This is a genomic window from Georgenia sp. Z1491 (assembly GCF_049856175.1).
Lineage (GTDB): Bacteria > Actinomycetota > Actinomycetes > Actinomycetales > Actinomycetaceae > JB111.
Map to the genome: position 1 here is coordinate 17432 of NZ_JBNDNA010000010.1, position 25052 is coordinate 42483.

The 25052-nt window shown below is 74.4% G+C and carries 24 protein-coding genes and 1 riboswitch; of the genes, 8 read left to right on the forward strand and 16 right to left on the reverse strand.

Annotated features, from left to right (window positions below; genetic code table 11):
* Positions 1-9 precede the first annotated feature (9 nt).
* Both ACPYO4_RS11070 and ACPYO4_RS11075 read right to left on the reverse strand, forming a co-directional pair.
* On the reverse strand, positions 10-1203 hold the full coding sequence (locus ACPYO4_RS11070) for a sensor histidine kinase (RefSeq protein WP_425709297.1): 1194 nt from the start codon (positions 1201-1203) through the stop codon (positions 10-12).
* Complete coding sequence (locus ACPYO4_RS11075) at positions 1200-1901, reverse strand: sensor domain-containing protein (RefSeq protein WP_425709298.1); 702 nt, start codon at positions 1899-1901, stop codon at positions 1200-1202. Before ACPYO4_RS11075 ends, ACPYO4_RS11070 begins: the two co-directional genes overlap by 4 nt.
* Before the next feature lie 207 nt (positions 1902-2108).
* Here ACPYO4_RS11075 and ACPYO4_RS11080 point away from each other — a divergent pair, with 207 nt between their 5' ends.
* Complete coding sequence (locus ACPYO4_RS11080) at positions 2109-2792, forward strand: response regulator (RefSeq protein ID WP_425709299.1); 684 nt, start codon at positions 2109-2111, stop codon at positions 2790-2792.
* On the opposite strand, the gene ACPYO4_RS11085 is transcribed toward ACPYO4_RS11080, so the two are convergent.
* The 6 genes from ACPYO4_RS11085 to ACPYO4_RS11110 form a co-directional block, all read right to left on the reverse strand.
* Positions 2759-4162, reverse strand: coding sequence for an NtaA/DmoA family FMN-dependent monooxygenase (locus ACPYO4_RS11085; protein ID WP_425709300.1), 1404 nt, complete (start codon positions 4160-4162; stop codon positions 2759-2761). The genes ACPYO4_RS11080 and ACPYO4_RS11085 overlap by 34 nt on opposite strands.
* A 49-nt stretch (positions 4163-4211) precedes the next feature.
* Positions 4212-5012 carry an energy-coupling factor transporter transmembrane component T family protein gene (locus ACPYO4_RS11090; RefSeq protein ID WP_425709301.1) on the reverse strand — a complete coding sequence of 267 codons (801 nt, stop codon included), beginning with the start codon at positions 5010-5012 and terminating at the stop codon, positions 4212-4214.
* The gene (locus ACPYO4_RS11095) at positions 5009-6796 is read right to left on the reverse strand and encodes an ABC transporter ATP-binding protein (protein WP_425709302.1); all 1788 of its coding nucleotides are present in this window, start codon (positions 6794-6796) and stop codon (positions 5009-5011) included. The genes ACPYO4_RS11090 and ACPYO4_RS11095 overlap by 4 nt, the downstream gene beginning before the upstream one ends.
* Positions 6797-6867: 71 nt before the next feature.
* The gene (locus tag ACPYO4_RS11100; RefSeq protein ID WP_425709303.1) at positions 6868-7467 is read right to left on the reverse strand and encodes an ECF transporter S component; all 600 of its coding nucleotides are present in this window, start codon (positions 7465-7467) and stop codon (positions 6868-6870) included.
* Positions 7464-8171, reverse strand: a complete 708-nt coding sequence (locus ACPYO4_RS11105) for a YkoF family thiamine/hydroxymethylpyrimidine-binding protein (RefSeq protein ID WP_425709304.1) — start codon at positions 8169-8171, stop codon at positions 7464-7466. The genes ACPYO4_RS11100 and ACPYO4_RS11105 overlap by 4 nt, the downstream gene beginning before the upstream one ends.
* Before the next feature lie 45 nt (positions 8172-8216).
* Positions 8217-8324: riboswitch (TPP riboswitch) on the reverse strand.
* 59 nt (positions 8325-8383) lie between these two features.
* Positions 8384-9433 carry a homocysteine S-methyltransferase family protein gene (locus tag ACPYO4_RS11110; RefSeq protein WP_425709305.1) on the reverse strand — a complete coding sequence of 350 codons (1050 nt, stop codon included), beginning with the start codon at positions 9431-9433 and terminating at the stop codon, positions 8384-8386.
* Between the two features lie 144 nt (positions 9434-9577).
* On the opposite strand from ACPYO4_RS11110, the gene ACPYO4_RS11115 reads away from it, so the two are divergent.
* Positions 9578-9874, forward strand: a complete 297-nt coding sequence (locus tag ACPYO4_RS11115; protein ID WP_425709306.1) for a ribbon-helix-helix protein, CopG family — start codon at positions 9578-9580, stop codon at positions 9872-9874.
* Positions 9871-10284, forward strand: a complete 414-nt coding sequence (locus ACPYO4_RS11120) for a type II toxin-antitoxin system VapC family toxin (RefSeq protein WP_425709307.1) — start codon at positions 9871-9873, stop codon at positions 10282-10284. Before ACPYO4_RS11115 ends, ACPYO4_RS11120 begins: the two co-directional genes overlap by 4 nt.
* A 10-nt stretch (positions 10285-10294) precedes the next feature.
* On the opposite strand, the gene ACPYO4_RS11125 is transcribed toward ACPYO4_RS11120, so the two are convergent.
* On the reverse strand, positions 10295-10930 hold the full coding sequence (locus tag ACPYO4_RS11125; protein ID WP_425709308.1) for a DNA-3-methyladenine glycosylase I: 636 nt from the start codon (positions 10928-10930) through the stop codon (positions 10295-10297).
* Between the two features lie 181 nt (positions 10931-11111).
* On the opposite strand from ACPYO4_RS11125, the gene ACPYO4_RS11130 reads away from it, so the two are divergent.
* Positions 11112-12551 carry an aldehyde dehydrogenase family protein gene (locus tag ACPYO4_RS11130; protein WP_425709309.1) on the forward strand — a complete coding sequence of 480 codons (1440 nt, stop codon included), beginning with the start codon at positions 11112-11114 and terminating at the stop codon, positions 12549-12551.
* A 25-nt stretch (positions 12552-12576) separates the two neighbouring features.
* Here ACPYO4_RS11130 and ACPYO4_RS11135 read toward each other — a convergent pair whose 3' ends face one another.
* Complete coding sequence (locus tag ACPYO4_RS11135) at positions 12577-14637, reverse strand: dolichyl-phosphate-mannose--protein mannosyltransferase (RefSeq protein ID WP_425709310.1); 2061 nt, start codon at positions 14635-14637, stop codon at positions 12577-12579.
* A 56-nt stretch (positions 14638-14693) separates the two neighbouring features.
* Positions 14694-15632 carry a LysR family transcriptional regulator gene (locus ACPYO4_RS11140; protein ID WP_425709311.1) on the reverse strand — a complete coding sequence of 313 codons (939 nt, stop codon included), beginning with the start codon at positions 15630-15632 and terminating at the stop codon, positions 14694-14696.
* Positions 15633-15811: 179 nt separating this feature from the next.
* On the opposite strand from ACPYO4_RS11140, the gene ACPYO4_RS11145 reads away from it, so the two are divergent.
* A complete protein-coding gene (locus ACPYO4_RS11145) occupies positions 15812-17035 on the forward strand; it encodes a Glu/Leu/Phe/Val dehydrogenase dimerization domain-containing protein (RefSeq protein ID WP_425709420.1) in 1224 nt (407 codons plus the stop codon).
* On the opposite strand, the gene ACPYO4_RS11150 is transcribed toward ACPYO4_RS11145, so the two are convergent.
* The 3 genes from ACPYO4_RS11150 to ACPYO4_RS11160 are packed head-to-tail and all read right to left on the reverse strand — an operon-like array spanning position 17032 to position 19273.
* A complete protein-coding gene (locus ACPYO4_RS11150; protein WP_425709312.1) occupies positions 17032-17724 on the reverse strand; it encodes a GntR family transcriptional regulator in 693 nt (230 codons plus the stop codon). The genes ACPYO4_RS11145 and ACPYO4_RS11150 overlap by 4 nt on opposite strands.
* A complete protein-coding gene (locus ACPYO4_RS11155) occupies positions 17721-18449 on the reverse strand; it encodes a maleate cis-trans isomerase family protein (RefSeq protein WP_425709313.1) in 729 nt (242 codons plus the stop codon). The genes ACPYO4_RS11150 and ACPYO4_RS11155 overlap by 4 nt, the downstream gene beginning before the upstream one ends.
* Positions 18446-19273, reverse strand: coding sequence for a maleate cis-trans isomerase family protein (locus ACPYO4_RS11160; protein WP_425709314.1), 828 nt, complete (start codon positions 19271-19273; stop codon positions 18446-18448). Before ACPYO4_RS11160 ends, ACPYO4_RS11155 begins: the two co-directional genes overlap by 4 nt.
* Positions 19274-19345: 72 nt before the next feature.
* Between ACPYO4_RS11160 and ACPYO4_RS11165 the strand changes: the two genes are divergently transcribed.
* Both ACPYO4_RS11165 and ACPYO4_RS11170 read left to right on the forward strand, forming a co-directional pair.
* Positions 19346-20332, forward strand: a complete 987-nt coding sequence (locus tag ACPYO4_RS11165) for a D-2-hydroxyacid dehydrogenase (RefSeq protein WP_425709315.1) — start codon at positions 19346-19348, stop codon at positions 20330-20332.
* Positions 20329-21696, forward strand: a complete 1368-nt coding sequence (locus tag ACPYO4_RS11170) for an amidase (RefSeq protein ID WP_425709316.1) — start codon at positions 20329-20331, stop codon at positions 21694-21696. Before ACPYO4_RS11165 ends, ACPYO4_RS11170 begins: the two co-directional genes overlap by 4 nt.
* Before the next feature lie 15 nt (positions 21697-21711).
* Here ACPYO4_RS11170 and ACPYO4_RS11175 read toward each other — a convergent pair whose 3' ends face one another.
* Both ACPYO4_RS11175 and ACPYO4_RS11180 read right to left on the reverse strand, forming a co-directional pair.
* Positions 21712-22209 carry a DUF3830 family protein gene (locus ACPYO4_RS11175; protein WP_425709317.1) on the reverse strand — a complete coding sequence of 166 codons (498 nt, stop codon included), beginning with the start codon at positions 22207-22209 and terminating at the stop codon, positions 21712-21714.
* Between the two features lie 35 nt (positions 22210-22244).
* The gene (locus ACPYO4_RS11180) at positions 22245-23486 is read right to left on the reverse strand and encodes an aspartate aminotransferase family protein (RefSeq protein ID WP_425709318.1); all 1242 of its coding nucleotides are present in this window, start codon (positions 23484-23486) and stop codon (positions 22245-22247) included.
* Between the two features lie 73 nt (positions 23487-23559).
* Between ACPYO4_RS11180 and ACPYO4_RS11185 the strand changes: the two genes are divergently transcribed.
* Positions 23560-25014 carry an NAD-dependent succinate-semialdehyde dehydrogenase gene (locus ACPYO4_RS11185; protein WP_425709319.1) on the forward strand — a complete coding sequence of 485 codons (1455 nt, stop codon included), beginning with the start codon at positions 23560-23562 and terminating at the stop codon, positions 25012-25014.
* Positions 25015-25052 lie beyond the last annotated feature (38 nt).

Here is a 25052-nt window from a genome sequence, read left to right on the forward strand (position 1 = left end):
CCGGTGTGCTCATCCGACCGGGAGGGTGGCGGTGATCGCGAATCCGCCCTCCGGCGTCGGACCGATCTCGACGGTCCCGCCGAGCGCGCGGGTGCGGTCCCGGATCCCCGCGAGCCCCAGGCCGGCCCCCGGCCCGGACGGCGTCGCCTCCTCCGCGGCCGGCCCGTTGACGACCGCGACGCCGACCTCGTCCGAGCCGACGGCCACGGTGACGGCCACCTCGGCCCCCGGCGCGTGGCGCAGTGCGTTGCTCAGCCCCTCCTGGACGATCCGGTAGGCCGTCAGCCCGGTGGCCGGCGGCACGGAGGCGGGATCCTCGCCCTGGTGGTCGAACGTGATGGTCGCGCCCGAGCTGCGTGCCCCGTCGACGAGCTCGGGCACGTCGACGAGGGCGGGCTGCGGGGCCAGGTCGGCGTCCTCACGCCCGCGCAGCACGCTGAGCAGCCCGCGCATCTCCGTGAGCGCGGCGCGTGACGACGACGCGATCGACGCGAACTCCGCATCCACCTCGTGCGACGTCCCGTCGAGGCGGAACGGTGCGGTCGTCGCCTGGACGGAGATCACGGACATGGAGTGCGCGACGACGTCGTGCATCTCCTGCGCGATCCGGTTGCGCTCCTGGAGCTCGGTGCGCCGCTCGGACTCCGCGGCCCGGGCCTGCTGCTCGGCCTCCAGGGCGTGCCGGCTGCGCAGGAGGAGCCCCATGCCGCTGCCGGCCGCGAGGAGTCCGGCACCGATGCCCGCGCACACGATCGCGTTGGCGACCGCACCGCCGGTGTCCGGCCGGACCAGGATCGCGACGATCGAGACGAGCGCGCCACCCGCCCACAGGCCCGAGGCCCATCGCCACCCGTGCTGGAGCGCGAGGACGAGCAGCGTGAGGAGGAACGCGATCATCGTCGGGACCGGCCACGGCCACGGGGCCGCGGTCGAGGCCGCCGCCGCGGTGCCCGCGGCCGTCACGAGGGCGAGCGCGATCGCGACGGCCGGCCACCGCACGGCGAGGACGAGTGCCGTCGAGGTGGCGAACGCGAGGACCATGGCGATCGCGACCTGCACGCCGTGGACGTTTGCGAGGACGGGCCACCCGACGGCGACGAGGATGACGCCCGCGTAGATGCTGCCCAGCCAGGCCCAGCCGGTGCGCGGCGAACGGAGCGCGAGGAGGTCGGCCACGGGGTCGGTGGTGCCGGTGCTCGTCATCGCTGCTGCCCCCCGGTGGCCGTGGTCGCCGGCGGGGCCGCGAGCGCGACGGTGGTCGCGCCCGCGTCCATCAGCGCCATGAGACGCACCACCCACGGCGTGGTGAGGAGGAAGACCAGGCCGGCGAGCCCGGTGAGGATCGCGTCCGCGGCGAAGCTCTCCGCGAACGACTGCGAGACCCATCCGTCGGGCAGCTGGAGCAGCAGCCACTCGACGCCGGTCATTGCGTCGTCCTCGGGGAGGAACAGGCCCCAGAACCAGTAGGTGAGCCCGCCGAGGGCGGTGACCGGCCAGATGATGGCCACGAGCCCGGTGAACAGTCGCAGGGGGAAGGCGAGGAGTCCCTCGTAGAGCAGGTCGAGCCAGCGTCGCGGGTCGGCGAGCAGCCGGAACCAGCCGCCGAGCCCGCCGCGGTGCTCGCGGTAGCGCGGCGTGGTGACGTCGGCGCCCCAGACCCGCAGCCGCGCCCGGGAGATCTGCGCGAACCCGGTCGCGACGACGAGACAGAGCGGGAGGATCACCGCGCCGATCCAGACGACGAACGTGGCGACCCCGGTGACGAACAGCGCGAGCAGGACGGCGAACGCGACGATCGCGAGCACCGTGCCGGGCACGAGGTAGCCGAGGTCCCGGCCGAGCGTGCGCACGGCACGGCCGGCGCGGGAGGTGCGTGGTCCGGCGGCGGAGGCGGTGGTCATGTGGTCACGTCCGTATCTGGTGGGTGGGGACAGTGTGTCGGAGCGGTGGGGGACCGCGGCGGTCGTGTGCATGACAGGGACTGTCGTCCGGTGGTCGGTGCTCCCGCGTCACCCGTGGGTGTGAACCGGGCCCCTACGGCAGAGGGAGCCCCGGGACGGCAGGAGGTCGACCGACGTCGGGGAGGGCCGCCCGACTACGGTGTCCCGGTGAGCATCTCGCCGGGCACCTCGGTCGTGCGCGTGGCAGTCGTCGACGACCAGGCCATGGTGCGCCAGGGCTTCGGCGCGCTGCTGGACGCCCAGGAGGACATGACGGTCGTCGGCAGCGCGTCGGACGGCTCCGAGGTCGTCGACCTCGTGCGCCGCACCCGCCCCGACGTCGTCCTCATGGACATCCGCATGCCGAAGGTCAACGGGCTCGACGCCACGCGGGCCGTGTTCGCCATGCCGGGCGACGAGCACCCGCGGGTCGTCATGCTCACCACCTTCGACGTCGACGAGTACGTCTTCGCCGCGCTGCAGGCCGGTGCGAGCGGCTTCCTGCTCAAGGACGCCACGGCCGACGAGCTCGCCGGCGCCGTCCGCGTGGTGGCGGCCGGGGAGGCGCTCCTCTCGCCGTCGATCACCCGCAAGGTGATCACGGACTACGCGGCCCGTCCCTCGGGACGACCCGACCCCACGGTGCTCTCCCCGCTGACCGAGCGCGAGCTCGAGGTCATGCGCCTCGTCGCCACCGGGCGGTCGAACGGCGAGATCGCCGGCGATCTCTTCCTCGGCGAGCAGACGGTGAAGACCCACGTCTCCCGGATCCTCACCAAGCTCGGCCTGCGCGACCGCACGCAGATCGTCGTGACGGCCTACGAGTCGGGGCTCGTCGCCGTCGGTAGGTGACCGGTGGGCCGGCCAGCCGGCTGGTCGGCCGTCCGGCCGGTCGGTGCGCCGGGCGCGAGGTGCTCGCGGAGCGTTCCGCCCCGGTAGTCGCGACGCAGGCGCCCGCGGCGCTGGAGCTCGGGGACGACCCCGTCGACGAACTCCGTCAGCGAGGACGGGTACAGCGCCGACATGACGACGAAACCGTCGGCGGCCTCGGCGTCGACGATCGCGCACAGCTCGTCCGCGACCGTCGCCGGGGAGCCGGTGGGCTGGGGCTTGAGCTGGCTGATCGCCTGCCGCTGCGCGAGCTCGCGCACGGTGAGGTCCTCCGCCCGGCTCGCGCGCAGCAGCATGTCCTCGAACCCCTCGCTCCCGGTCGCGCCCCGGTGGGCGGTGAGGAGGTCCGCCGCGCGGGCGTGCGGGTCGAGGTCGTCCGCGTGCAGCAGACGTCCGAGCATCGTGAGGATCGCGCGCTCGTCGAGCAGCGCGGCCATCTCCTCCAGGCGGGCACGGGCGGCGTCGTCGGTCGCGGCCACCACGGGCTGGACCGCGGCCAGCACCCGCAGGTCGTCCGGGTCCCGGCCCCACGCGGCGGCGCGGGCGCGCAGGTCGGTGCGCAGCGCGCGCATCGCGACCGCGTCCTCGGCGACGACGAACACCACCTCGGCCCATCGGGCGGCGAAGGTCCGGCCCCGCTCCGAGGCGCCCGCCTGCATGAGCACCGGTCGTCCCTGCGGGCTGCGCGGCAGCGTGACCGGTCCTCGGCTCACGGCGTCCGCGTCCGTACCTGCGCCTGCGCCCGCATCCGGGACCCGGTGCACGTGCGCCGGGTCCGCGAACATCCGGCGTTCCCGGTCGAGCACGAGGGCGTCCGGCCCCCACGAGTCCCACAGGTCCAGGACCGTGCGCACCACGCGGTCGGCCCGGTCGTAGCGGGCCGCCTTGTCGGGCATCGCGGACAGGCCCATGTTGCGGGCCTCGGCGTCGGTGGTCGAGGTGACGATGTTCCACGCCGTCCGACCGCCGGAGAGGTGGTCGAGGCTGAGCATCGTGCGAGCGATGGCGTAGGGCGGCAGGAAGGTGGTCGACATCGTCGCGCCCACGCCCAGGTGCGTCGTGGCCGACGCCGCCACCGTGGCCAGGGTGACGGGGTCGAGGTAGATCGCCCCCTTGCCGCCAGTGCGGACGGTGGTCGCGTAGTCGCCGGCCGCGTCCTCCGGGACGGCGAGGGCGTCCGGGAAGAAGATCATGTCGAACCGGCCGCGCTCGAGCGTGCGGGCGAGGTCGGCGTAGAACGGCGCGCTCAGCCAGTCCCCACGCGAGAGCGGGTGACGCCACGACTCCGCGTACTGGCTGGTGGGGGCGTTGACCAGGGCGACGAGGTGCATGGATCTCTCCGTCGGTGGTGGTGGTTCGTCGGTGGGTGCGGTCGTCCGGCTATCCGAAGAGGGCACCGGGGCCCCGCAGCGTCCCGGCGAGGTGGCTGACGACGAGGACGGCGGTCAGCACCGCGAGCACACCGGCCAGCAGCGCCCAGTCCGCGCCGCGCACCGGGGTGGGCCGCCACGTGGTGCGGGGCGCGAGACCCAGCCCCCGGGACTCCAGGGCCTGAGCCATCCGTTCGCCCTTGCGCAGCGACACCACGAGCAGGGTGAACACCACCCCGGCCAGGTGGCGCGCCCCTCGTGGGGGCCGGCCCCGCACGCCGGGGGAGCGCGCCGCGTGGGCGTGCCGGATCGTCGACCACTCGCGCGGCATCTCCTGCAGCATCCGGTACCCGGCGAGGACGGCGTAGGTCATCCGCGCGCCGAGCCGGGCGTTGTGGTGCAGGCTCGTCATCAGTGCCACGCCGTCGGTGGACAGCAGGAACCCGACGACGCACACCCCGATGACCAGCGAGCGGACGCCGAGCGCGGCGCCCACCTCGAACCCCTCGGCCGTCACGCGCAGCACGCCCCACTGCCACAGCACCTCCCCGGGACGGGTGAGGACGTTGACCGACAGCACCCCCAGGCCGAACACGAGGAACGGGAGCTGCGCCAGCGCCAGCGTGCGCGGCGCGGCCCGGGTGCCCACGGCCACGGCGGCCAGGGCCAGCACGTAGAGCACGAGCGGCGTGAGCGGGTCGAGCACGAACACGACCGCGAGCGAGACCGCGGTGAGCGAGGCGAGCTTGACCGTGGGGTTGCGGCGGCTCAGCGGGGCGTCGTCGAGCGGTGCCCGGGTGAGCGCGGTCATCGGCGCACCCGCTCGTCGAGCCTGCGCAGCACGTGCGCGACCGACGTGCCGGGCACGTGCGCGAGCAGCCAGGACACGAGCGGGGGCAGGCTGAGCCCCGCGCGCCGCACGAGGGCCGCGTCGCCCAGCACCTCGTGCGTCGGACCGTCGGCGATCATCTCGCCCTCGGTGAGCAGGACCACCCGGGTGGCGAGCGTGGCGACCGTGCGCAGGTCGTGGCTGGAGAGCACGATCGCACGTCCCGCGGCCGACTCCGCGCGCAGCGTCTCCATCGTCGCGACCGCGTCGCGCCGGTCGAGCCCGAGGGTGGGCTCGTCCGCGAGGAGGACGGGAGCGTCGTGGGCGAGGACGGCCGCGAGGCTGAGCCGGCGCTTCTCCCCGCCGGAGAGCCGGAACGGGTTCTGCCCGGACAGGTGCTCGAGCCGGTGACGCCGCAGGCGGTCCGCCACCGAGGCCTCGCCCGCCGCGCCGGTGAGCCCGTGCCCGATCTCGGCGGTCACGGTGTGCGTGAGGAACTGGTGCTCGGCGTTCTGGAACACCATGCCCGGAGCTGCCCCCGTGACGGTGCCGGCGAGCGGCGGCAGGAGTCCGGCGAGCGTGAGCAGCAGCGTGGACTTGCCGACCCCGTTGGGGCCGAGGACTGCCACGACCTCCCCGGCTCGGACCGTGAGGTCGATCCCGGTGAGCACCGGGTGGTCCTCGGGGGCCGGGCCGGCCCCCCGTCCGTCGTCCCGCCCACCGCGACGCCCCGCGCGCCGACGTCCGCCGCGCCAGGCCGCACGGCCGGCGCTCAGCCCGCGCGCGGACAGGAGGGGCGGTCCGGCAGTGGTCGGCGCCGACTCGGGCGCCGACACAGGCTCGGGCCCCGGTCCTGGATCGGTCTCCGGCTCGGTCCCCGGGCCCGACCCCGGTGCCACCTCGGCGGCGAGCCCGCGCAGGTAGTCGGTGCAGCGGGCAGACGACAGCCCGCCCGGTCCACCGCAGGCCGCCGCGAGCTCCGCCTCGAGCGGCAGCCAGCAGCCGGCCGCCACGAGCTGTTCGGCGTGCGCGAGCAGGATCTCGACGGTGTCGCCCGCGGCGAGCAGCGTGCCGTCGGGGCCGAGCACAACGGCGCGGGAGGGCAGCCCGGCGATGCCGGCCGGGCCCGCCCACTCGTCGAGCCGGTGCTCGACGAGCACGACCGCCGGGTGGTGGCGCCGCACCGCCGTGCCCAGTGCGTCGCGCACGGCGGCGATGCCGGCCGGGTCGAGCATCGAGGTGGGCTCGTCGAGGACGAGCACCTCCGGCTCCGTGACGAGCGCGGCCGCGAGCGCCACCCGCTGCGACTCGCCGCCGGAGAGGTCGGCGGAGGACCGGTCGCGCAGCGCGCCCGCGCCGACGGCGTCGAGCGCGGTGTCGATGCGGTCGTCGATCGCGGCCGGGTCGGTGCCGTGGTTCTCGAGCGGGAGCGCGAGCTCCTGCTCGACCACCGGCAGGCACACCGCGGCGCCCGGGTCCTGTGCGAGGGCGCCGATGCGGCGGGAGCGCTCGACCACGGGCGTGCCGAGGTCGTGCGCCCCGGCCACCGTCACCTCCCCCGTGACCCGTGCCGTCACCGTGTGGGGCACGACCCCGGTGATCACCTGCAGCACCGTCGACTTGCCCGAGCCCGAGGGCCCCAGGACCACCACGTGCTCGCCGGGCGCGACGCCGAGCGTGACACCGCTCAGCGCCGGCTCCGGCCGGCGCGGGAAGTGCACCGACACGTCGGTCAGCGCGACGGCCGACGCCGCCGCCGTGCCCACGGCCGGACGGTCGTGCCCGGTGGCGGCCCTGTCGTCGGGGGAGGTCCGGGCCGGCCGTGCCGACAGGCCCGTCATGCCTGACCGGCCCGGCCGATGGCGAAGTTGTCCACGACCCCGGTGCGCGCGAGCGCGTCGACGACCACCTTGGCGAGGAGCCCGCCCAGGACGACGCCGGACAGCGCCTGGATCGCCAGGCGCAGCGCGAAGATGTCCTGCCCGTACCAGCCCGAGCGGAACGCGGAGTAGAAGAACACCAGCGTTGCGCCGAGGAGCCCGGCCAGGGCGAAGATGCCCCACCCGAACCTCCGGTAGCGGGTGAGGAAGAACGGGAGCTCGCAGCCGACGCCCTGGAGCAGGGCCGCCACGAGGAGCAGCGGGCCGACCGGTGAACCGAGGAACGCGAACTCGATGGTCGCGGCGAGGACCTCGGCGAGCACGCCGGCGCCGGGACGCCGCACGATGGCCACCGCGATCGGGGCGACGATCAGCCAACCACCGAAGAGGACGTGCTCGGAGAGGTCGCCCGCGGGGCCCATGAGGACGCGCAGCCCGCTCCAGCCCTGGACGAGAGCCCAGTAGGCGAACCCGAAGACCGCGCCGAGCACCACCACGATCACGAGGTCCTTCAGCGCCCACGGGCCGTACCCGTGGCTCTGGTCCGCGCCGCTCATGACGCCACCTGCTCGCTCGGCGAACCCACCGAGACCGTGAGATGGGTGACGACGTGCGGGACGCTCGCGCCGACCCGCGCCCACGCGTCCGTCGCCGTGGCCAGGACCTCGGCGAGGTCGCCGGTGAGCATGGTCGCGTAGTGCGCGGCCTCGCTCGCCACGCCCCGCTCCCGCGCCTCGGCGATGGCCGCCATGATCGGCTCCATGTGCTCGCCGGCGCCGGACGAGCCGTCGAGCAGCGGGTAGAGCGACCACTGCGCTCGCGCGGCGATCCCGGTCGGTGCGAGCTCGACCGGCTCGCCGCCGCCGACGACGGCGCCCGGCTCGCAGGTCACCTCGCCGGGGCAGCCGCGGGAGAGCAGGATGTGGGCGACGACGTGGCCGCCGTCGGTGCGGCGCGAGGCCGCCTCGACCAGCCCGGCCGCGTAGGCGGCCAGGCGCTGCTCGGCCGGGGCACGGCGGGCGCCGACGTACGTGCTGACGGCGTCGGACTCGACGACCAGGCCGTCGAGCAGGCCGCGGTCGGCGACGTCGGCGAGCGAGCCGAGGATGACGTCGACGAAGTCGCTCGTGTGCGGGTGGATGCTCACGCGCATGCCGATCCCGCGCTGCTCGGTGGCGTCGGTCGAGACGGTGTCGGTGGCGATGCTCGTGCCGGTCGAGCGGGTGCCCGGGTCCGTCCGGGTGGTGTCGTGCTGGGTCACGGTGCCTTCCTCGGCCCGCGGGTACATCGAGACCTCCCGGCACGGCGGCCGACAGGCTCCCTGCTTCCTACGCCGGTACGAACCGGATCAGGTCGGCGGGTCTGCGGTCGTTCCGCACTCTCAGCGCCTGCAGGCGCTCCCCGGGGGTTGCCGGCACGCTACCCGGACGGGCCTGAAGCTGTCGAGGCCTGCCCGCAGGGTGGCGACCCAGGTCAGGCGCGCGACCCGAGGGCCGCGATGTGCTCCGGGAGCCGTTCGTGGCTGCCGTACATGAAGTGGTTCTCCATGCGCTCGGAGAACCGGCTCGCCTCCGTGGTCCGCCCGACCGCCTCGGCGACCTCGCGGATGTGGATCGGCGCCGCGCCGCAGCACACGCCCAGGTAGTTCACGCCGAGGTCGAGGGCCTCGCGGGCGAACGCGCCGATCTCGTAGCGGTTGGCGTACAGCGGGTCCAGCGCGGTCGGGAACGTCCGGCCGTGCGGCGCGGGGACGGAGGCGGCGACGTCGGAGAGGTTGAAGAACGTGGGCTCGGCCTCCGTCGTCCGGTAGGGGATCGGCAGGGCGCCCACGTGGCAGGAGACGGCGGCGCGGATCTCGCGCAGCCACGGCAGCATCGTGTCCGGGCCCCGGAAACAGTTGAGCCCGACGACGTCGGCCCCGCCCTGCTCGAGGCGCTGTGCGGTCTCGACGATCCCGAGTCCGTCGGCCATCTCCTGGAAGGCCATCGGCGCGAGGGTGAGCACCACCGGCAGGCCCGAGCCCTTGGCGATCTCGAGGGCGGCCAGCGCCTCTCCCGCGTAGTAGAAGGTCTCCCCGACGATGAGGTCGGCGCCCTCCTCGACGGCCCAGCCGACCATCTCCTCGAACATCGCACGCACCTCGTCCTGGCGCGCGGTGTCGGACGGGTCCCAGATGTTGGAGTTCGAGATGTTGCCGGCCACGAGGTTGCCGGGTACGCGGTCGGCGACCTCGCGCGCGATGCGCAGCGCGGAGCGGTTGAGCGGCTCGAGCAGATCCTCCTTGCCGATCACCCGCATCTTCTCGCGGTGGCCGTTGTACGTGAACGCCTCCACGATGTCCGACCCGGCTCGCTGGAAGTCGACGTGGAGCGCCGTGAGGGCCTCGGGGTGCTCGAGCGCGACCTCGGGCACGAACTCGCCGGCGGTGAGGTAGCCGCGCCGCTCGAGCTCGAAGAGGAATCCCTCGGCGCAGATCACCGGGCCGGCGTCGAGCCGTGCGGTGAAGGTCTGGTGGTCGGTCACGTGCTGCTCCTCGGGGTCGACGAGATGTCCAGCGTAGTGAACCGTGCCGGCCTGGGGTCGTGCGGCGCGGAACCGGCTGAGCCCACCAGGTGGGACGGCGGGGACTCCAGACATGAGCAGGTATGCACATGCTACGGTCTGCGCATGTCATTGCTCGAGCGGCGGCTCCAGGTCCTCGTCGACGCGCAGAGGTACGAGCGGTTGGAGTCCGAGGCGCGTGCCACGGGGCGCTCCGTCGGCGCCCTCGTGCGCTCGGCGATCGACGCCCACTTCGACGACGCGGCAGCGACCTCAGCAGCTGGAGCGGCCGCACGGCGCGTGCTTGAGGCCACCGCCGAACCCGGTGCCGCCGAGCCCGACTGGGCCGACTCGAAGGCGAGCCTTCTTGCGGGCCGCGATCCCGGTCCGGTCCTCGACGCCACGTCCACAGGCGCGGAGTGAGGGAGCGGATCTTCGTCGACACCGCGGTGCTGGCGCTCGCCGTGGGTGGCCACCATCCGCTGCGTGAGCCCTGCCGGGCACTGCTCCACGCCGCCGCGGCCGGTGACGTCGAGCTCAACATCAGCACCGAGGCGATCCAGGAGCTCCTGTTCCATCGCATGCGGCGGGGGGATCGGGGCGTGGCAGTCTCGCTCGTGCGAGACGTGCGGACCATGTGCCGCGTCCACGCGTTCGACGACACGATCGTCTCCCGCATGCTGGATCTCGTCGCCGCCGGCGGCGTGGGCGGTCGCGACGCCGTGCACGCAGCGACCGCACTCGAGCAGGGGTTCGACGCGATCGTCTCGCCGGACCGGGACCTCGACGGCGTACCGGGACTGCGCCGCCTGGACCCCGGCGCTGCTCCCTGACGAGGGCCGATCAGACGGCCGACCCCCACACCCCCGAGGTCCCGCGCCGGTGGCTACCCACCAGGTGCGTGTCGACGATCCCGACGGCCTCCATCAGGGCGAACATCGTCGTCGGGCCGACGTGGCGGAAGCCGGCGGTCTTGAGCGCCCGCGCCAGGGCCACGGACTCCGGCGACGAGCTCGGGACCTCGTCCACCGACCGCGGGGCAGGTGTGGCATCCGGCCGGTGGGACCACACGAGGTCCACCAGCCCGCCGGCCTCGCGCAGGGCCACGGTCGCCCGCGCGTTGTCGATCGTCGAGTCGATCTTGCGTCGGTTGCGGACGATCGCCGCATCCGCCATCAGCCGTTCGACGTCCGTCGCGTCGAACGCCGCCACCGCGTCCGGGTCGAACTGCGCGAACGCGGACCGGAACGCCGCCCGCTTGCGCAGGATCGTCACCCACGCGAGCCCGGACTGGAACACCTCGAGGCTGATCCGCTCGAACAGCCCCCGCTCGTCGGTGACCGGCATGCCCCACTCCGAGTCGTAGTACTCGCGCAGCAGCGGGTCGGTCGCCGCCCATCCCGGCCGGGCGAGACCGTCCTCCCCGACGACGAGGCCGTCCCCGGGTTCGGTCGCGGCGTCGCTGCTCGTCTGCGTCATAGGTGCATCGTGACGTCTCTCGGGCCGGCGGCGCACGCTGCGGCCGACCCGCTGTGGATGGCGAGGTCGCCGCGACACCTGTGGAGACGTCACCCGCACGTGGGTGCACCCGCACCCGCATCCGCGCCGGCGCCACCACCGCACCCTGCGGCACCCCACCCCGGCGGCTACGGTCGAGGACATGGCCGACCAGCATCCCCCGGTGCCCTCCGACGAGGCCCACGTCCCGGGCGTCGTCGCGCGCCTGCGGCGCACGTTCGAGGCCGGGGCCACCCTCCCGCGCGAGTCCCGGCGTGCCCACCTCGCGGACCTGCGGCGCCTCCTGACCGAGGGTGGCGACGAGCTTGGCGACGCCCTGGCCGCCGACCTCGGCCGGCACCCGACCGAGAGCTGGCTCGTCGAGATCGCCTTCACCGTCGGCGAGCTCGACCATGTCGCCCGGAACCTCAGGCGGTGGACCAGCAACCGCCGCGTGCCGGTGCCGGCGACACTCCTGCCGGCGTCGGCGACCGTCGTGCGCGAGCCGCTCGGCGTCGTCGGTGTCATCGCGCCGTGGAACTACCCGGTCCAGCTGGTCCTCGCACCGCTGGTGGGGGCGCTCGCCGCCGGGAACACCGTGGTCCTCAAGCCGAGCGAGGTCGCGCCCGCCACCTCGCGCGCGCTGGCGGGCCTCGCGGCCCGGCACCTCGACCCGGACGTCGTCGGCATCGTGCAGGGCGGGGCGGGGACGACGACCGCGCTGCTGGAGGAGCGCCTCGACCACATCTTCTACACCGGCGGCAGCCGGGTCGCCCGCATCGTCGCGACCGCCGCGGCGCAGAACCTCACCCCGGTCACGCTCGAGCTGGGCGGCTGCAGCCCCGTGTGGGTCGACCCGCGCCAGGACCTGAAGGCGGTCGCCGGTCGGATCGCCTGGGCGAAGTGGCTCAACGCGGGCCAGACCTGCGTGGCCCCCAACCACGTCCTCACCACGCCCGACGCCGCCGGCCCGCTCGCCGACCACCTCGCCGACGCCGTGCGCGCCATGTACGGGGCGGACCCGTCCGCGAGCCCCGACTACGGATGCCTGGTCAGCGAGCAGCACCACGCCCGCGTCGCGGCGCTGCTCGACGACTCCGTCGCCGCCGGAGCCCACCTCCACCACGGGGGACGTCGCGACACCGCCGCCCGCTACCTCGAGCCGACGATCCTCACGGGCGTCCGCCCCCACCACCGGGTGATGAGCGAGGAGATCTTCGGCCCCGTCCTGCCGATCGTCGAGGTCGACTCCCTCGGCTCGGCGATCGACCAGATCCGCGCCGGCGAGCACCCGCTCGCCGCCTACGCCTTCACCGACGACGACGCCGACCGTCGGCGCCTCGTGCGCGAGGTCCGCGCGGGCGGCATGGCGTTCGGCGCGCCCATGCTCCAGCTCTCCACCCCCGGTCTGCCCTTCGGGGGCGTGGGGGAGTCGGGGACCGGTGCCTACCACGGCGAGGCGTCGGTGCGGCTCTTCAGCCACGAGAAGTCGGTGTTCAGCAAGCCCCTGCGGCCCGACACGCTCGCGCTCGTGCGCGCCCCCTACGGTCGGCGCACCCGCGGCATGGTCCGGGCGATGTTCGGCATCGGCCCCCGGCGCTGAGGCCGCGCAACCGGGTCCGTGCCGGTCAGCCGCCCCAGACCCGCAGCTCCCACGCGGCCTCGGTGAGGTTCCACGCGGTCCACGCGGGGTAGTACCAGGCCGAGACGGCGATCACGGAGACGAGCACGACGCCCAGGGCGATCCACCCCGTGCGCCCCATCGAGGTCGAGGCGTCCTCCGAGACCGCGAGCGCGAGGAGCCCCGGGCGCGCGGCGGGCGGCCGGTCACCGGGGGTCCCGCGTTCGCCGTCGGGCCGGCGTCCGTCGTCGGGCACGTCGCTCCCGGTCCCGGGCCCGGCGGGCACCGCGCCGGAAACGTCCGGCACGGCGGGCCGCTGCGCGAACGGCACGACCCGGGCGAAGTGGCCGCGGAGCCACCGCCACCGCGCGACCTCGCTCTCGCGCGGCTCGCCGCGGGGGACCGGTGCGTCGGTCGGTGGCCGGAGGATCCCCAGCACCCAGCCGAGCGCGTAGGTCAGCGCGAGGACGACGAACGCCACGAACGCGATCGAGTAGAACTGGAAGATCGTGCGGTGCGAGTACAGCACCACCCACGGCAGCCACATCGACAGGTAGCCGGACAGGACCACCCACGCGCGCCAGTCCCGCAGCCGGAACGCCGCGTACAGGACGACCCCCAGGCCGACGACGGCGAGCCACCAGATCAGCGGGTTCCCCATCGAGGTCACGCCGGCGATGCACTGCTCGTCGCCGCACATCCCCAGCGTGGTCCGCTCCTCGCCGCCGGCCCGGTAGAACAGGGTGGGGCGCAGCTGGAGCAGCCACACCAGCGGGTGCCCCTGGGACTCGTGCGGGTTCACCAGCCCGGTGTGGAACTCCATCATCATCGCGTGGTAGTCCCACCAGGACACGAAGGAGTCCGGGAGCCACGACGGGTAACCCGTCGGGATGCCCGCCGCCCGCTGGTCGGCCGCCCACGTCCGGTGGAACGCCGACGACGAGGCGAACCACGACGCCCAGCTGGCCACGTACGCGAGCGCCGCCGTCGGGACGAGCGCGAAGAACGCGGGCGCCCCGCCGCGCCAGACCCCGTCGGAGAGCCAGGCGCGCGCACCCACGGCGCGCCTCGCAGCCGTGTCCCAGACGAAGATCATCAGGCCGAGCACCGCGACGGCGTAGGCGCCGGACCACTTGACCCCGCACGCGGCGCCGAGCACGACGCCGGCGGCCACCAGCCACCACCGCATGCCCACCGACGGGGCGCCGGAGCGGGGGAGCAGCCCCGTGCCGGAGCGGGCGATCGCCTCCGCGGAGCGACGGGCGAGGATCGCGCGCGTCGACTCGCGGTCCTTGACCACGAGCATCGTGCCGACGAGCACGAGGAGGGCGAGGAAGATGTCGAGCAGGCCGATGCGGCTGGCCGTGATACCGACGCCGTCGAGGGCGAGGAGCAGGCCGGCGACGCCGCCGAGCAGCGGCGAGCGGAACAGCCGGGCGCCCAGCCGGGCGACGAGGACGACCATGACGATCCCCGCGAGAGCCGAGGCGATCCGCCAGCTCTCCGGGTTCTCCGGGCCGAGGAGCCGCATCCCGAGGGCGATGATCCACTTCCCCAGCGGGGGGTGCACGACGTAGTCGGGATCGGAGGTCAGCGCGGAGAAGTCGGCGTCCGCGAACAGCGGGTTCGCGTCGTCCCCGACCCAGTCGCCCTCGTACCCGAGGGTGAGCAAGGAGTAGGCCTCCTTGACGTAGTAGGTCTCGTCGAACGCCAGCCGCTCGGGGATGCCGAGCCGGGGCAGGCGGATCACCGCGGCGACGAGCCCCACGAGCAGCGGGACCACCCAGCCGAGGACCCGGGCGCGGGGGTCGAGGACCTCGCCGAGGGGGCGCAGGCCGAGGCGGGCGCGCAGCGTGTGCTCGACCTCGTCGGCGCTCCCGTGCAGCGGACGGGGCGAGTCGTCCCGACGTCGGAGCAGCCCCGTGCGCCGGGACGGCCGCCCGTGCCGGGACGCGCCGGGGCCCGGGGTCGAGGAGGAGGACGAGATCGTCGCTGGGTCCGGTCCGGTCGGCGCGGGTGCGGCGGGGGAGGCCTCGGGGCGCTCGTCCGCGGGGTCGCTCGACGTCACCCGGAGAGTCTAGGTCGGTGCTCCCCGGCAGGCGGGCCGGCCGCCGGTAGCCGCGTTCACGCCTCGTCGGTCAGGGGCAGGCTGGAGCTCGCCGCGAGCCCCTTGGCCGCGGCGGCGACGCGGACCGCGTCGATGACGAGCTCGAGCGACGGGCGCAGCGGCGAGCCCGCCCGGGAGACGATCGAGACGGTGCGCATGACCGGTTCGTCGAGCGCGATGATGTCGACCCCGTCGGGCAGGAGGGTGAGCCCGAGGTCGGAGACGAGGGTGACGCCGAGCCCGCCGGCGACCATGGCCAACGCCGTGGACTGCTCCTCGACCGTGTGGACGATCCGCGGCTCGAACCCGTGCCGCTGACAGGCGATGCGCACGGCCCGGCCGAAGTGCGAGCGGGAGCCCGCCAGGATCCACGGCGAGTCGGCGAGCTGCGCGAGGGAGAGGGTGCCGCCGGGGAGCACGCCCGCCGGCGCGGCCACGTGCAGCCGCTCGACCGCGATCACCGTGCGGACGAGATTGCCCTCCCACGGCATCGGGTAGTCGGAGTAGTCGATGACGAACGAGAAGTCGAGCACGCCGTCGAGCACCGCCTCGGCCGTCGCCTCGGGCGGCAGCTCGGTGGTGCGGACCTCGATGCCCGGGTGGTCCACGGCGAGCCGGGCGAGGGCGGACGGGACGAGCCCGGTGGCCACCGACGCCCACACCCCGCCCGTGAGCCGTGCGCTGATGCCCTCCTGGGCGCCCTCGAGCGCGGCGGTCGCGCGCTCCACCGACGCGAGGATCTCGTCGGCGTGCTCGGAGAGCAGCACGCCGAGCTCGGTGAGCTGCACGCGGCGGCCGTGCCGCTCGACGAGCGGCATGCCGACCTCCCGCTCGAGCTGGACGAGCTGCTGGGAGACGCCGGACGGGCTGTAGTGCAGGGCGGCGGCGACCGCGGTCACGGTGCCGCGCCGATGGAGCTCGCGCAGCATGCGAAGTCGACGTAGCGACAGCTCCATGCGGTCAGCGTAGGGGCGGGACAGCACGCGCGGCCGGGGGCGAGCCGCGCCGCGCCGGTCGCTCGCTGTGCAGGAAACGTGCAGAGCACCGTGCACGAACTGTTGCTGGACGCCGTCATGGAGCCGCTCGCACGCTGGCGGGACACGAAGCATCGACGGAGGTGGTCCCCGTGACGATCATGCACGACCCGCACACCCGCACGACTCTCGCGCCGCCGGAGCACCTCCCGGCCTCCGCGGAGCCGGTGGACGCCCACCGCCTGGAGTGGACCGACCCGGTCACCGGCGTGCGCGGCTTCCTCGTGGTGCACAACCTCGTGGGCGGCCTGGCCACGGGCGGCACGCGGATGCGGGCGGGCTGCACGATCGACGAGGTCGCGGACCTCGCCCGCGGCATGTCGCTCAAGACCGCCGCGTTCGGGCTCCCGGTCGGGGGTGCCAAGGGCGGCATCGACCTCGACCCGCACGACCCGCGTGCGACCGACGTGCTCGAGCGGTTCTGCACGGCGATGCTCCCGTGGCTCGACGAGCACTGGGTGACCGCCGAGGACCTCGGTGTCACCCAGGCGACGATCGACGAGGCCTTCGCCCGCCTCGGGCTCGAGCAGTCCTACCACGCCGCCATCGGGCGCTCCGCTGCGCCGGACCGCGCGCTGCGCCGCGTCCAGGCCGGGCTCGCCGCCCGCACGCCCGACGGCCTGCTGCTCGGGGAGATCATCGGCGGCTACGGCGTGGCCCAGGCCTGCCTCGCGGCGCTGACCGCGGCAGGCACGGAGCCGACCGCAGCCACGGTCGCGGTCCAGGGCGTCGGCACGATGGGCGGCGGCGCCGCCTGGTACCTGCACCTCGCGGGCGCACGCGTCGTGGCCATGGCCGACGCCGCGGGCACGCTCTACCGCGCCGACGGCCTCGACGTACCCGCCCTGCTCGACCTGCGCGACGACTACGGGGAGATCGACCGGTCGCGGATCCCCGACGACGTCCTGCAGCTCGACCGCGACGTCGTGCTCGACGTGGCCGCCGACGTCCTCGTCCCCGCGGCCGTGTCCTACGCGATCCGCGCCGACAACGCCGACCGGGTCGCGGCCCGCGTGGTGGTGGAGGCCGCCAACGCGGGCCTCACGCCGGACGCCGAGGCGACGCTCACCGCCCGCGGGATCCCGGTGGTGCCCGACTTCGTGGCGAACGCCGGCGCCGCCGCGTGGGCGTGGTGGCTGCTGCAGGGCCAGGTCGGCACCGACCCCGCGGACTCCTTCGACCGCCTCGGCACGGAGATGCGGGCCAAGGTCGGCCAGCTGCTCGAGGAGTGGTTCGGTTCGGGCGTGCCGCCGAGGCGGACGGCCCTGGGGATCGCGGCCGCGAACCGGACGGCGCTCGCCGAGGTCCGGATGGTCATCCCCTAGCGGGACCGCGACGGTGCCGGCTGCTCGTCCCCGCGCTTGGTGACGAGGCGCGCGACGGCGTCGTCGAGGTGGGCGACGAGCAGCGCCTTGACGCTGTCGCCCGGCTGGTCGCGGATCGCCTCGCACAGCTCCTCGTGCTCCCGGACCTGGCCGCCCAGGTCCGGGTAGGTGGTCCCCAGCTCGCCCAGGCACATGCGGGTCTCGACGACGAGGGTCCGCATCGCCCGGATGAGCCGCGGACTGCCGGAGCAGGCGACGAGCACCTCGTGGAACTCCTGGTCCGCGTCCGCCACCGCGTCGGCGTCGTCGCGCGCCGCGGCCGTCCGCATCGCCCGCACGCTGCGCCCCAGCGCGCGGTGCGCCTTCTCGCGCCGCCCATCCAGCACGATCTCGACGGCCCCGCGCTCGATGACCGACCGGGTGCGGTAGACGTCGATCATCTCGTCCAGCGACAGCTCGTGGACGAACACGCCGCGGTTGACGACGGCGTCGAGGATCCCCTCGGACACCAGGCGCTGCATGGCTTCCCGGAGCGGGCCCCGGGAGACCTCGAACCGCTCGGCGAGCTCCACCTCGCCGAGCTGCGTGCCCGGCGTGAGCCGGCCCGACATGACGGCGGCGCGCAGCTCCTCGGCCACGTGCTCGACCGTGGAGCGGCGCCGCGCGGGCCGGAGCTCATCGATGGTCACGATCCTGCCTCCTGGGTGAACAGCTGTCCGAGATCCGTGGCCGTGGTGCGGGCCCCCGCGAGGCGCAGACCCTGCCAGACGGTCACCTGGTTGGCCGTGAGCACGGGCCGGCCGAGCAGCGACTCGAGCTCGGGCACGAGCGCGATCGTCCGCAGCGCGGTGTCCGGCACGAGGACCGCCCCGGCGTCGGAGCGCTCGTGGGCCAGGACGAGCTCGCGCACCCGGTCCGGCGCGAGCGTGCCCACCTCGGCCGCGGTGGTGATCCCCGCGCTGCGGGCGGCGACGATCTCGATCCCGGCGTCGCCGAGGAGGCCGGCGAACATCGCCGCGACGTCGTCCGGGTAGGTGGCCGCCACCGCGACCCGCGAGACGCCGAGGACCTCGAGCGCGGCGACGAACGCGAGGCTCGTGCTCGACGCCGGCACGCCCGCCGCCCGGGACAGCCGCTCGACCTGTCGCCGTGCGCCCTCGGGACCCCGGACGAAGCCGCCGGAGGTGCACGCCCACATCACCGACCCCGGCCGGTGGGGCGCGAGGCGTTGTGCTCCCTCGGCGAGGCGCTCCGGCGCCCCGAGGTCGAGCAGCTCGTCGGCCGCGTGCAGGTCGGTGCCGTAGACGTGGGCGAGCGGGAGCTGCGCGCCGAGCATCCCGGCGGCCAGGGCGTAGTCGTCCTCCGCCGCGTGCCCGGGGTAGATGATGCCGACGGTCGGTGCGTGCGCGCTCATGTGGCCTCCTCGACGGCGGCGCCGGCGGCGGTCGTGGTGCCCGCGGCGGTCGTGGTGGCGTCGGCAGTCGTGGTGGCGGCGTCGTCGAACACGCCGCGCAGCCGGCGCCCCGGGCCCACCATCGGCAGGCCCATACGTCCCAGGCAGGCCCAGACGGTGAGCTGGTTGGCCGTGAGGACCGGCTTCCCGAGCCGGTCTTCGAGCGGCGTGATGATGTCGTAGGTCGGCAGGTTCGTGCACGAGACGAACACGGCCTGCGAGCGCGAGTCGTCCGCCGCGAGGACGAGCTCGGCCACCGTGCGGTAGTTGACCTTCCAGATGCCGCCGCCGAGCCCGAGGTGGAGCGAGCGCACCACCTCCACGCCCAGCTCCGCGAGGAACGCGACCAGCCGGTCGGTGAGCGGCTCGTCGTAGGGCGTCATCACCGAGACACGTTCCAGGCCGAGCTCCCTGACCGCCTCGGCCAGGGCTCCGGACGTGGTCACCGCCGCGGGCGCTCCGGCGGTGAGGATCGCGGCGCGCAGCTTCTCCTCGTGGGCGAGGCCGTGGATGAAGCTGCCCGAGCTGCACAGGTAGGCCACGACCTCAGGCTCCACCCCGAGCACGTCCCGCGTGGCCGTGCGCAGGTGCTCGTGCCGGGAGACCAGCTCGGCCATCTCCAGGCTCACCGGCACCGGCTCGTAGGGGGTGCGTGCCAGGTGGAAGCTGACGTCCAGCGGCGCCCAGCGCCACAGCTCCCGCTCGAGGGCGAGGTCGAAGGGCGCGATGACGCCGATGCCGCGCTGGGTCGGCGGGCCGTCGAACTCGGCGCCCGTCAGAGCCATGGCCCCACCTCCGCGCCGCGCCAGATTGCCATATTGTTGACAATCTAGGAACGCCGCTCATACGTTGTCAACGTGCCCGAGAAGCCCGTCGTCGTCGTCCTCCACGACGGCCTCGTCCCGCCCGAGGACGCCCTGCGCCCCGTCGCCGAGCACGCCGAGATCCGTCTCGCCGAGGAGGGCGGCCTGGCCGACGCCCTGCGGGGCGCGGACGTGCTCTTCGCGTACGACTTCCTCTCCGGCGCCGTCCCCGGCGCATGGCACGCCGCCGACCGGCTCGGCTGGCTGCACGTGGCGGCGGCCGGCGTCAACAAGGTGATGACGCCCGAGGTGCGGGGGAGCGACGTGGTCGTCACCAACTCCCGCGGCCTGTACGAGGAGCCGATCGCGGAGTACGTCCTCACCCAGATCCTCTCCTTCGCCAAGGACGTCCCCGGCTCCCTGCGGCTGCAGCGGGACCACCGGTGGGTGCACCGCGAGTCCGAGCGCATCGCCGGGACGCGGGCGCTCGTCGTCGGCACGGGACCGATCGGACGGGCCACCGCCCGGCTGCTGCGGGCGGTCGGGATCGAGGTGACCGTCTCCGGGCGTCGCGCGCGCACGGGGGACCCCGACCTCGGCGACGTCACCGGACCGGACGAGCTGCACGCCGCCCTCGCGCGGGCGGACTGGGTCGTGGCGGTGGCGCCGCTGACCGACCAGACCCACGGCATGTTCGACGCCGCCGCGTTCGACGCGATGCCGGCCCACGCGCGGCTCGTCAACGTCGGCCGCGGCGAGCTCGTCCGCACGGACGACCTCGTGGCCGCGCTGCGCGCCGGGAGCATCGCGGGCGCCGCGCTCGACGTCGTCGACCCCGAGCCGCTGCCGCCGGGCCACGAGCTGTGGGACCTGGAGGGCGTGGTCGTCACCCCCCACAACGCCGGCGACTTCCACGGCTGGCGGGAGGCCCTCACCGACCTGTTCGTCGACAACTACCGGCGGTGGACGTCGGGCGCGGAGCTGCGCAACGTCGTCGACAAGGAGCTGGGATACGTGCCGAGTCCAGGGAGCGAGTCATGAACCCCGTCGAGATGTCCGCGGCCGAGCTCGTGGCGGCCTACGCCTCCGGCGATCTCTCCCCGGTCGAGGTCACCACCGCGGTGCTCGACCGCATCGAGGAGGTCGACGGCGAGCTCGGCGCGTTCTGCCTGCTCGACCGCGAGGCCGCGCTTACGCAGGCGAGGGCGTCCGAGGAGCGGTGGCTCGGCGGCCACGCCGCCGGCCTGCTCGACGGCGTCCCGATCTCCATCAAGGACATCTTCCTCACCAAGGGCTGGCCCACGCTGCGCGGCTCCCGCTCGGTGGACCCGGACCAGGCCTGGGACGTCGACTCGCCGGTCGCGGCGCGGCTGCGGGCCGACGGGATGGTGTTCGTCGGCAAGACCACCACGCCCGAGATCGCCTGGAAGGCGGTGACCGACAGTCCGCTGACCGGCGTCACCCGCAACCCCGTCGACCCCTCGCTCACCGCCGGCGGCTCCTCGGGCGGGGCGTCCGCCGCCGTCGCGGGCGGGATGGCGCCGGTCGCCGTCGGGACCGACGGCGGCGGGAGCATCCGCATCCCCGCCTCCTTCTGCGGGATCGTCGGCCTCAAGCCCACCCACGGGCGCGTCCCGATGTACCCGGCCAGCCCGTTCGGGCCCCTCGCGCACGCCGGCCCCATGACCCGCACCGTCGAGGATGCCGCGCTGCTCATGGACATCCTCGCCCTGCCCGACCACCGCGACCCCACCCAGATGCCGCCCCCGGCCCGGACGTTCCGCGGCGAGCTGGGCCGCAACGTCGAAGGCCTGCACGTCGCCTACTCCCGCGACCTCGGCTACGCCCGGGTCGACCCCGAGGTCGCCCGCGTGGTCGACGCCGCCGTCGCCCGCATCGACGCCGCAGGCCTGCACGTCGACGCCGCCGACCCCGGCTTCACGGACCCGATCGAGGCCTTCGAGCTGCTGTGGGCGAGCGGGGCCGCGACCCTGCTGCGCACCATGCCGGGCGCCCGCGACACGATCGACCCCGGCCTCGGCCGGGTCTGGGACCGCGGCGAGACCTTCTCCGCCGTCGAGTACCTCCAGGCCCGCGCGGTCGCGGCCCAGGTCGGCATCACGATGGGGACCTTCCACGAGCGCCACAACCTGCTGCTCACCCCCGCCGTGGCGGTCCCGCCCTTCGAGGCCGGCCACGAGGTGCCGCCGGGCTCGGGGCTGGAGCGCTGGCCGCAGTGGGCCACGCTCAGCTTCCCGTTCAACCTGTCCCAGCAGCCGGCGATCAGCGTCCCCGTGGGCACCACCGCCGCTGGGCTGCCCGTGGGGCTGCAGATCGTGGGGCCGCGGCACTCCGACGACCTCGTGCTCGCCGTCGCCCGGTTCGTCGAGCAGCTGCAGGACTGAGCGGGCCCGGTCGTCTCAGTCCGCGCGGGCGAACGCGAGCCGTTCGCCCGCGAACCCGGTGCGCCACACGTCGTTGCACGCCTCGGCCATCTCGGCCAGGCCCTCGACCACCGTGCCGAACACGCTGCCGGGCACCCAGCCGACGTCGCCGTTGACGAGCAGGTTGTTCCGGCCGTAGAAGATCGCCAGGTCCGTCGCCCCGCCGGCCGCGTGGGCGGCCGAGCCCGGCTCGTAGCCGAAGGCGGGGTTGCCGATCTCCCACGGCTCGAAGTCGAACAGGCACAGGTCGCCCGGGATCGGCGTCACCGTCGGGTTCTCGCGCCGCGGCGCATCCGTGATGCGGGGGAGCAGCGTGTAGACCTCGTTGCGCGCGAACTTCGCGTGCATCGCGGCGCCGGACAGGGGCAGCGCCCGCCATACCGCCTCGCTCGTCAGGGGGGCCTCGTCGTCGAGCAGGCGCGCTCGGCACGTGACCCCGCGGGACACGAGCGTGACGGTGAGGTGGCGGGCCACGGTGTCCCTCCCCGGTCCTGCGTCCCCGGCCGCGGTCAGACCGCGGCGAGGACCTCTTCCCAGATGGCCAGGCCGTCGTCGATCTCCTCGGCGGTGACGACGAGCGGCGGGATCATGCGCACCACGTTCATGTGCGCGCCGCAGGTCAGCATGAGCAGGCCGCGGCGCGCGGCCTCCTTCTGCGCGGCCTGGGCGCGGGCGTTGTCCGGCTCGCCGTCCGGGCCGGTGAACTCGCTGCCGACCATGAGGCCCAGCCCGCGGACGTCGCCGACCGCCTCGGTGGCGAGCCGGCGGGCACCGTCGAGGAGCTGCGTGCCGCGCTCGGCCGCGTTGGCGACGAGCCCCTCCTCCTCGATGACGCCGAGCGTGGCGACCGCCGCCGCGCAGGCCACCGCGTTGCCGCCGTAGGTCCCGCCCTGCGAGCCGGGCCAGGCCTTGCCCATGAGCTCGGTGGACGCGGCGATCCCGGAGAGCGGGAACCCCGAGGCGATGCCCTTGGCGATGGTGACGACGTCGGGCCGCACGTCGAAGTGCTCGTGGCCGAACATCCGTCCCGTGCGCCCGAAACCGGTCTGGATCTCGTCCATCACGAGCAGGATGCCGTGGCGGTCGGCGCGCTCGCGCAGGCCCTGGAAGAACCGGGTGTTGCCGGGGACGTACCCGCCCTCGCCGAGCACCGGCTCGACGACGAACGCGGCGACCTCCGCCGGCGAGCAGATCGTGGCGAAGAGGTAGTCCAGCTCGCGCAGCGCGAAGTCGGTCGCCTCCTCCTCGGACCACCCGTACCGGTAGGCCGTGGGGAACGGCGCCACGTGGACGCCGCTCATCAGCGGGCTGAAGCCCGCGGAGAACCGGGTGCCCGACGTCGTCATCGACGCCGCCGCGACCGTGCGGCCGTGGAACCCGCCGTGGAAGACGAGCACGTTCGGCCGGCCGGTCGCCTGGCGCACGAGCCGCAGGGCCGCCTCGACGGCCTCGCTGCCGGAGTTGGCGTAGAACACCGAGTCCAGCCCGGCGGGCAGCACGTCCGTGAGGCGCTCGGTGAGCTCGAGCAGGGGGCCGTGCATGACGGTCGTGTACTGGCCGTGGATCAGCTTCCCGACCTGCTCCTGGGCCGCGGCCACGACCTTGGGGTGGCAGTGCCCCGTGCTCACCACGCCGATGCCGGCGGTGAAGTCGAGGTACCGGCGCCCGTCGACGTCGAACACGTGGCTGCCGCGCGCGTGGTCGACCGTGACCGGCGTCGCCTGCAGGAGTCTGGGGGACAGCGTCGTCATGGAGACCTCCTCGAGTGGTTGTCTGATTGTCGACAATACTTCTACGATGGTCGGGACGGCAAGGGAGGCGGACATGCAGGAGAAGGAAGCGATCGCGACGGTCCCGTCGGGGCTGTTCATCGGCGGACGGTGGACGCCCGCGGCGAGGACGATGCCGGTGGAGGACCCGTCCACCGGCGAGGTGCTGTGCGAGGTGGCCGACGCGGACCCCGCGGAGGCCATGACCGCGCTCGACGCGGCGGCGGCGGCCCAGCCCGCGTGGGCGGCCACGCCGCCGCGCGAGCGCAGCGAGATCCTCACCCGCGCGCACGGCCTGCTCGTCGAGGAGACCGAGCGGCTGGCGCTGATCATGACCCTGGAGATGGGCAAGCCGCTCGCGGAGTCCCGCGGCGAGATCGCCTACGCGGCGGAGTTCTTCCGCTGGTTCGCCGAGGAGGCCGTCCGCATCGACGGCGGCTACATGACCGCCCCCGCGGGCGGCTCGCGGTTCCTCGTCAGCCGCCAGCCGGTGGGACCGAGCATCCTCATCACGCCGTGGAACTTCCCGATGGCGATGGGCACCCGCAAGATCGGACCGGCCATCGCCGCCGGGTGCACCTCGGTCATCAAGCCGGCCGCGCAGACCCCGCTGTCCACGCTCGCGCTCGCGGACATCCTCGTGCGGGCGGGCCTGCCCGACGGCGTCGTCAACGTCGTCACCACCAGCAGGTCCGGCGACGCGATGACGCCGCTCATCCTCGACCCACGCTCCCGCAAGCTCTCCTTCACCGGCTCCACCCCGGTGGGCAAGCACCTGCTCGAGCAGGCCGCGCAGACCGTCATGCGCACGTCCATGGAGCTCGGCGGCAACGCGCCGTTCCTCGTCTTCGACGACGCCGACCTCGACGCCGCCGTGGACGGGGCCATGCAGGCCAAGATGCGCAACATCGGCCAGGCCTGCACCGCGGCGAACCGCATCCTCGTCCACCGACCGCTCGCCGAGGAGTTCGCCGACCGGCTCGCGCGGCGGATGGGCGAGCTCGCGATGGGACGCGGCGTCGAGGACGGCGTCGTCGTCGGCCCGCTCGTCAACCAGGGCGCGGTGGACAAGGTCGACGAGCTCGTCACCGACGCCGTCGGGCGCGGCGCCCGGGCCCGGATCGGTGGGGATCCGGCGGACCGGCCCGGCTACTTCTACCCGGCGACCGTGCTCACCGACGTCCCGGCCGACGCCGAGATCTCCCGCACCGAGATCTTCGGCCCCGTCGCGGCGATCACGGCCTTCGACACCGAGGACGAGGCGGTGACGATGGCCAACGACACCCCGTTCGGCCTCATCTCCTACGTCTACACCCGCGACCTCACCCGGGCGCTGCGCGTGAGCGAGGCGCTCGAGGCCGGGATGGTGGGCCTCAACCAGGGCGTCATCTCGAACCCCGCGGCGCCGTTCGGCGGGATCAAGGAGTCGGGGCTCGGCCGCGAGGGCGGGCTCACCGGCATCGACGAGTTCCTCGAGACCAAGTACGTCGGGATCTCGATGAAGGGCTGAGAGCGGGCGCGCGCCCGGGGCCCTGCCGCGAGCACGGT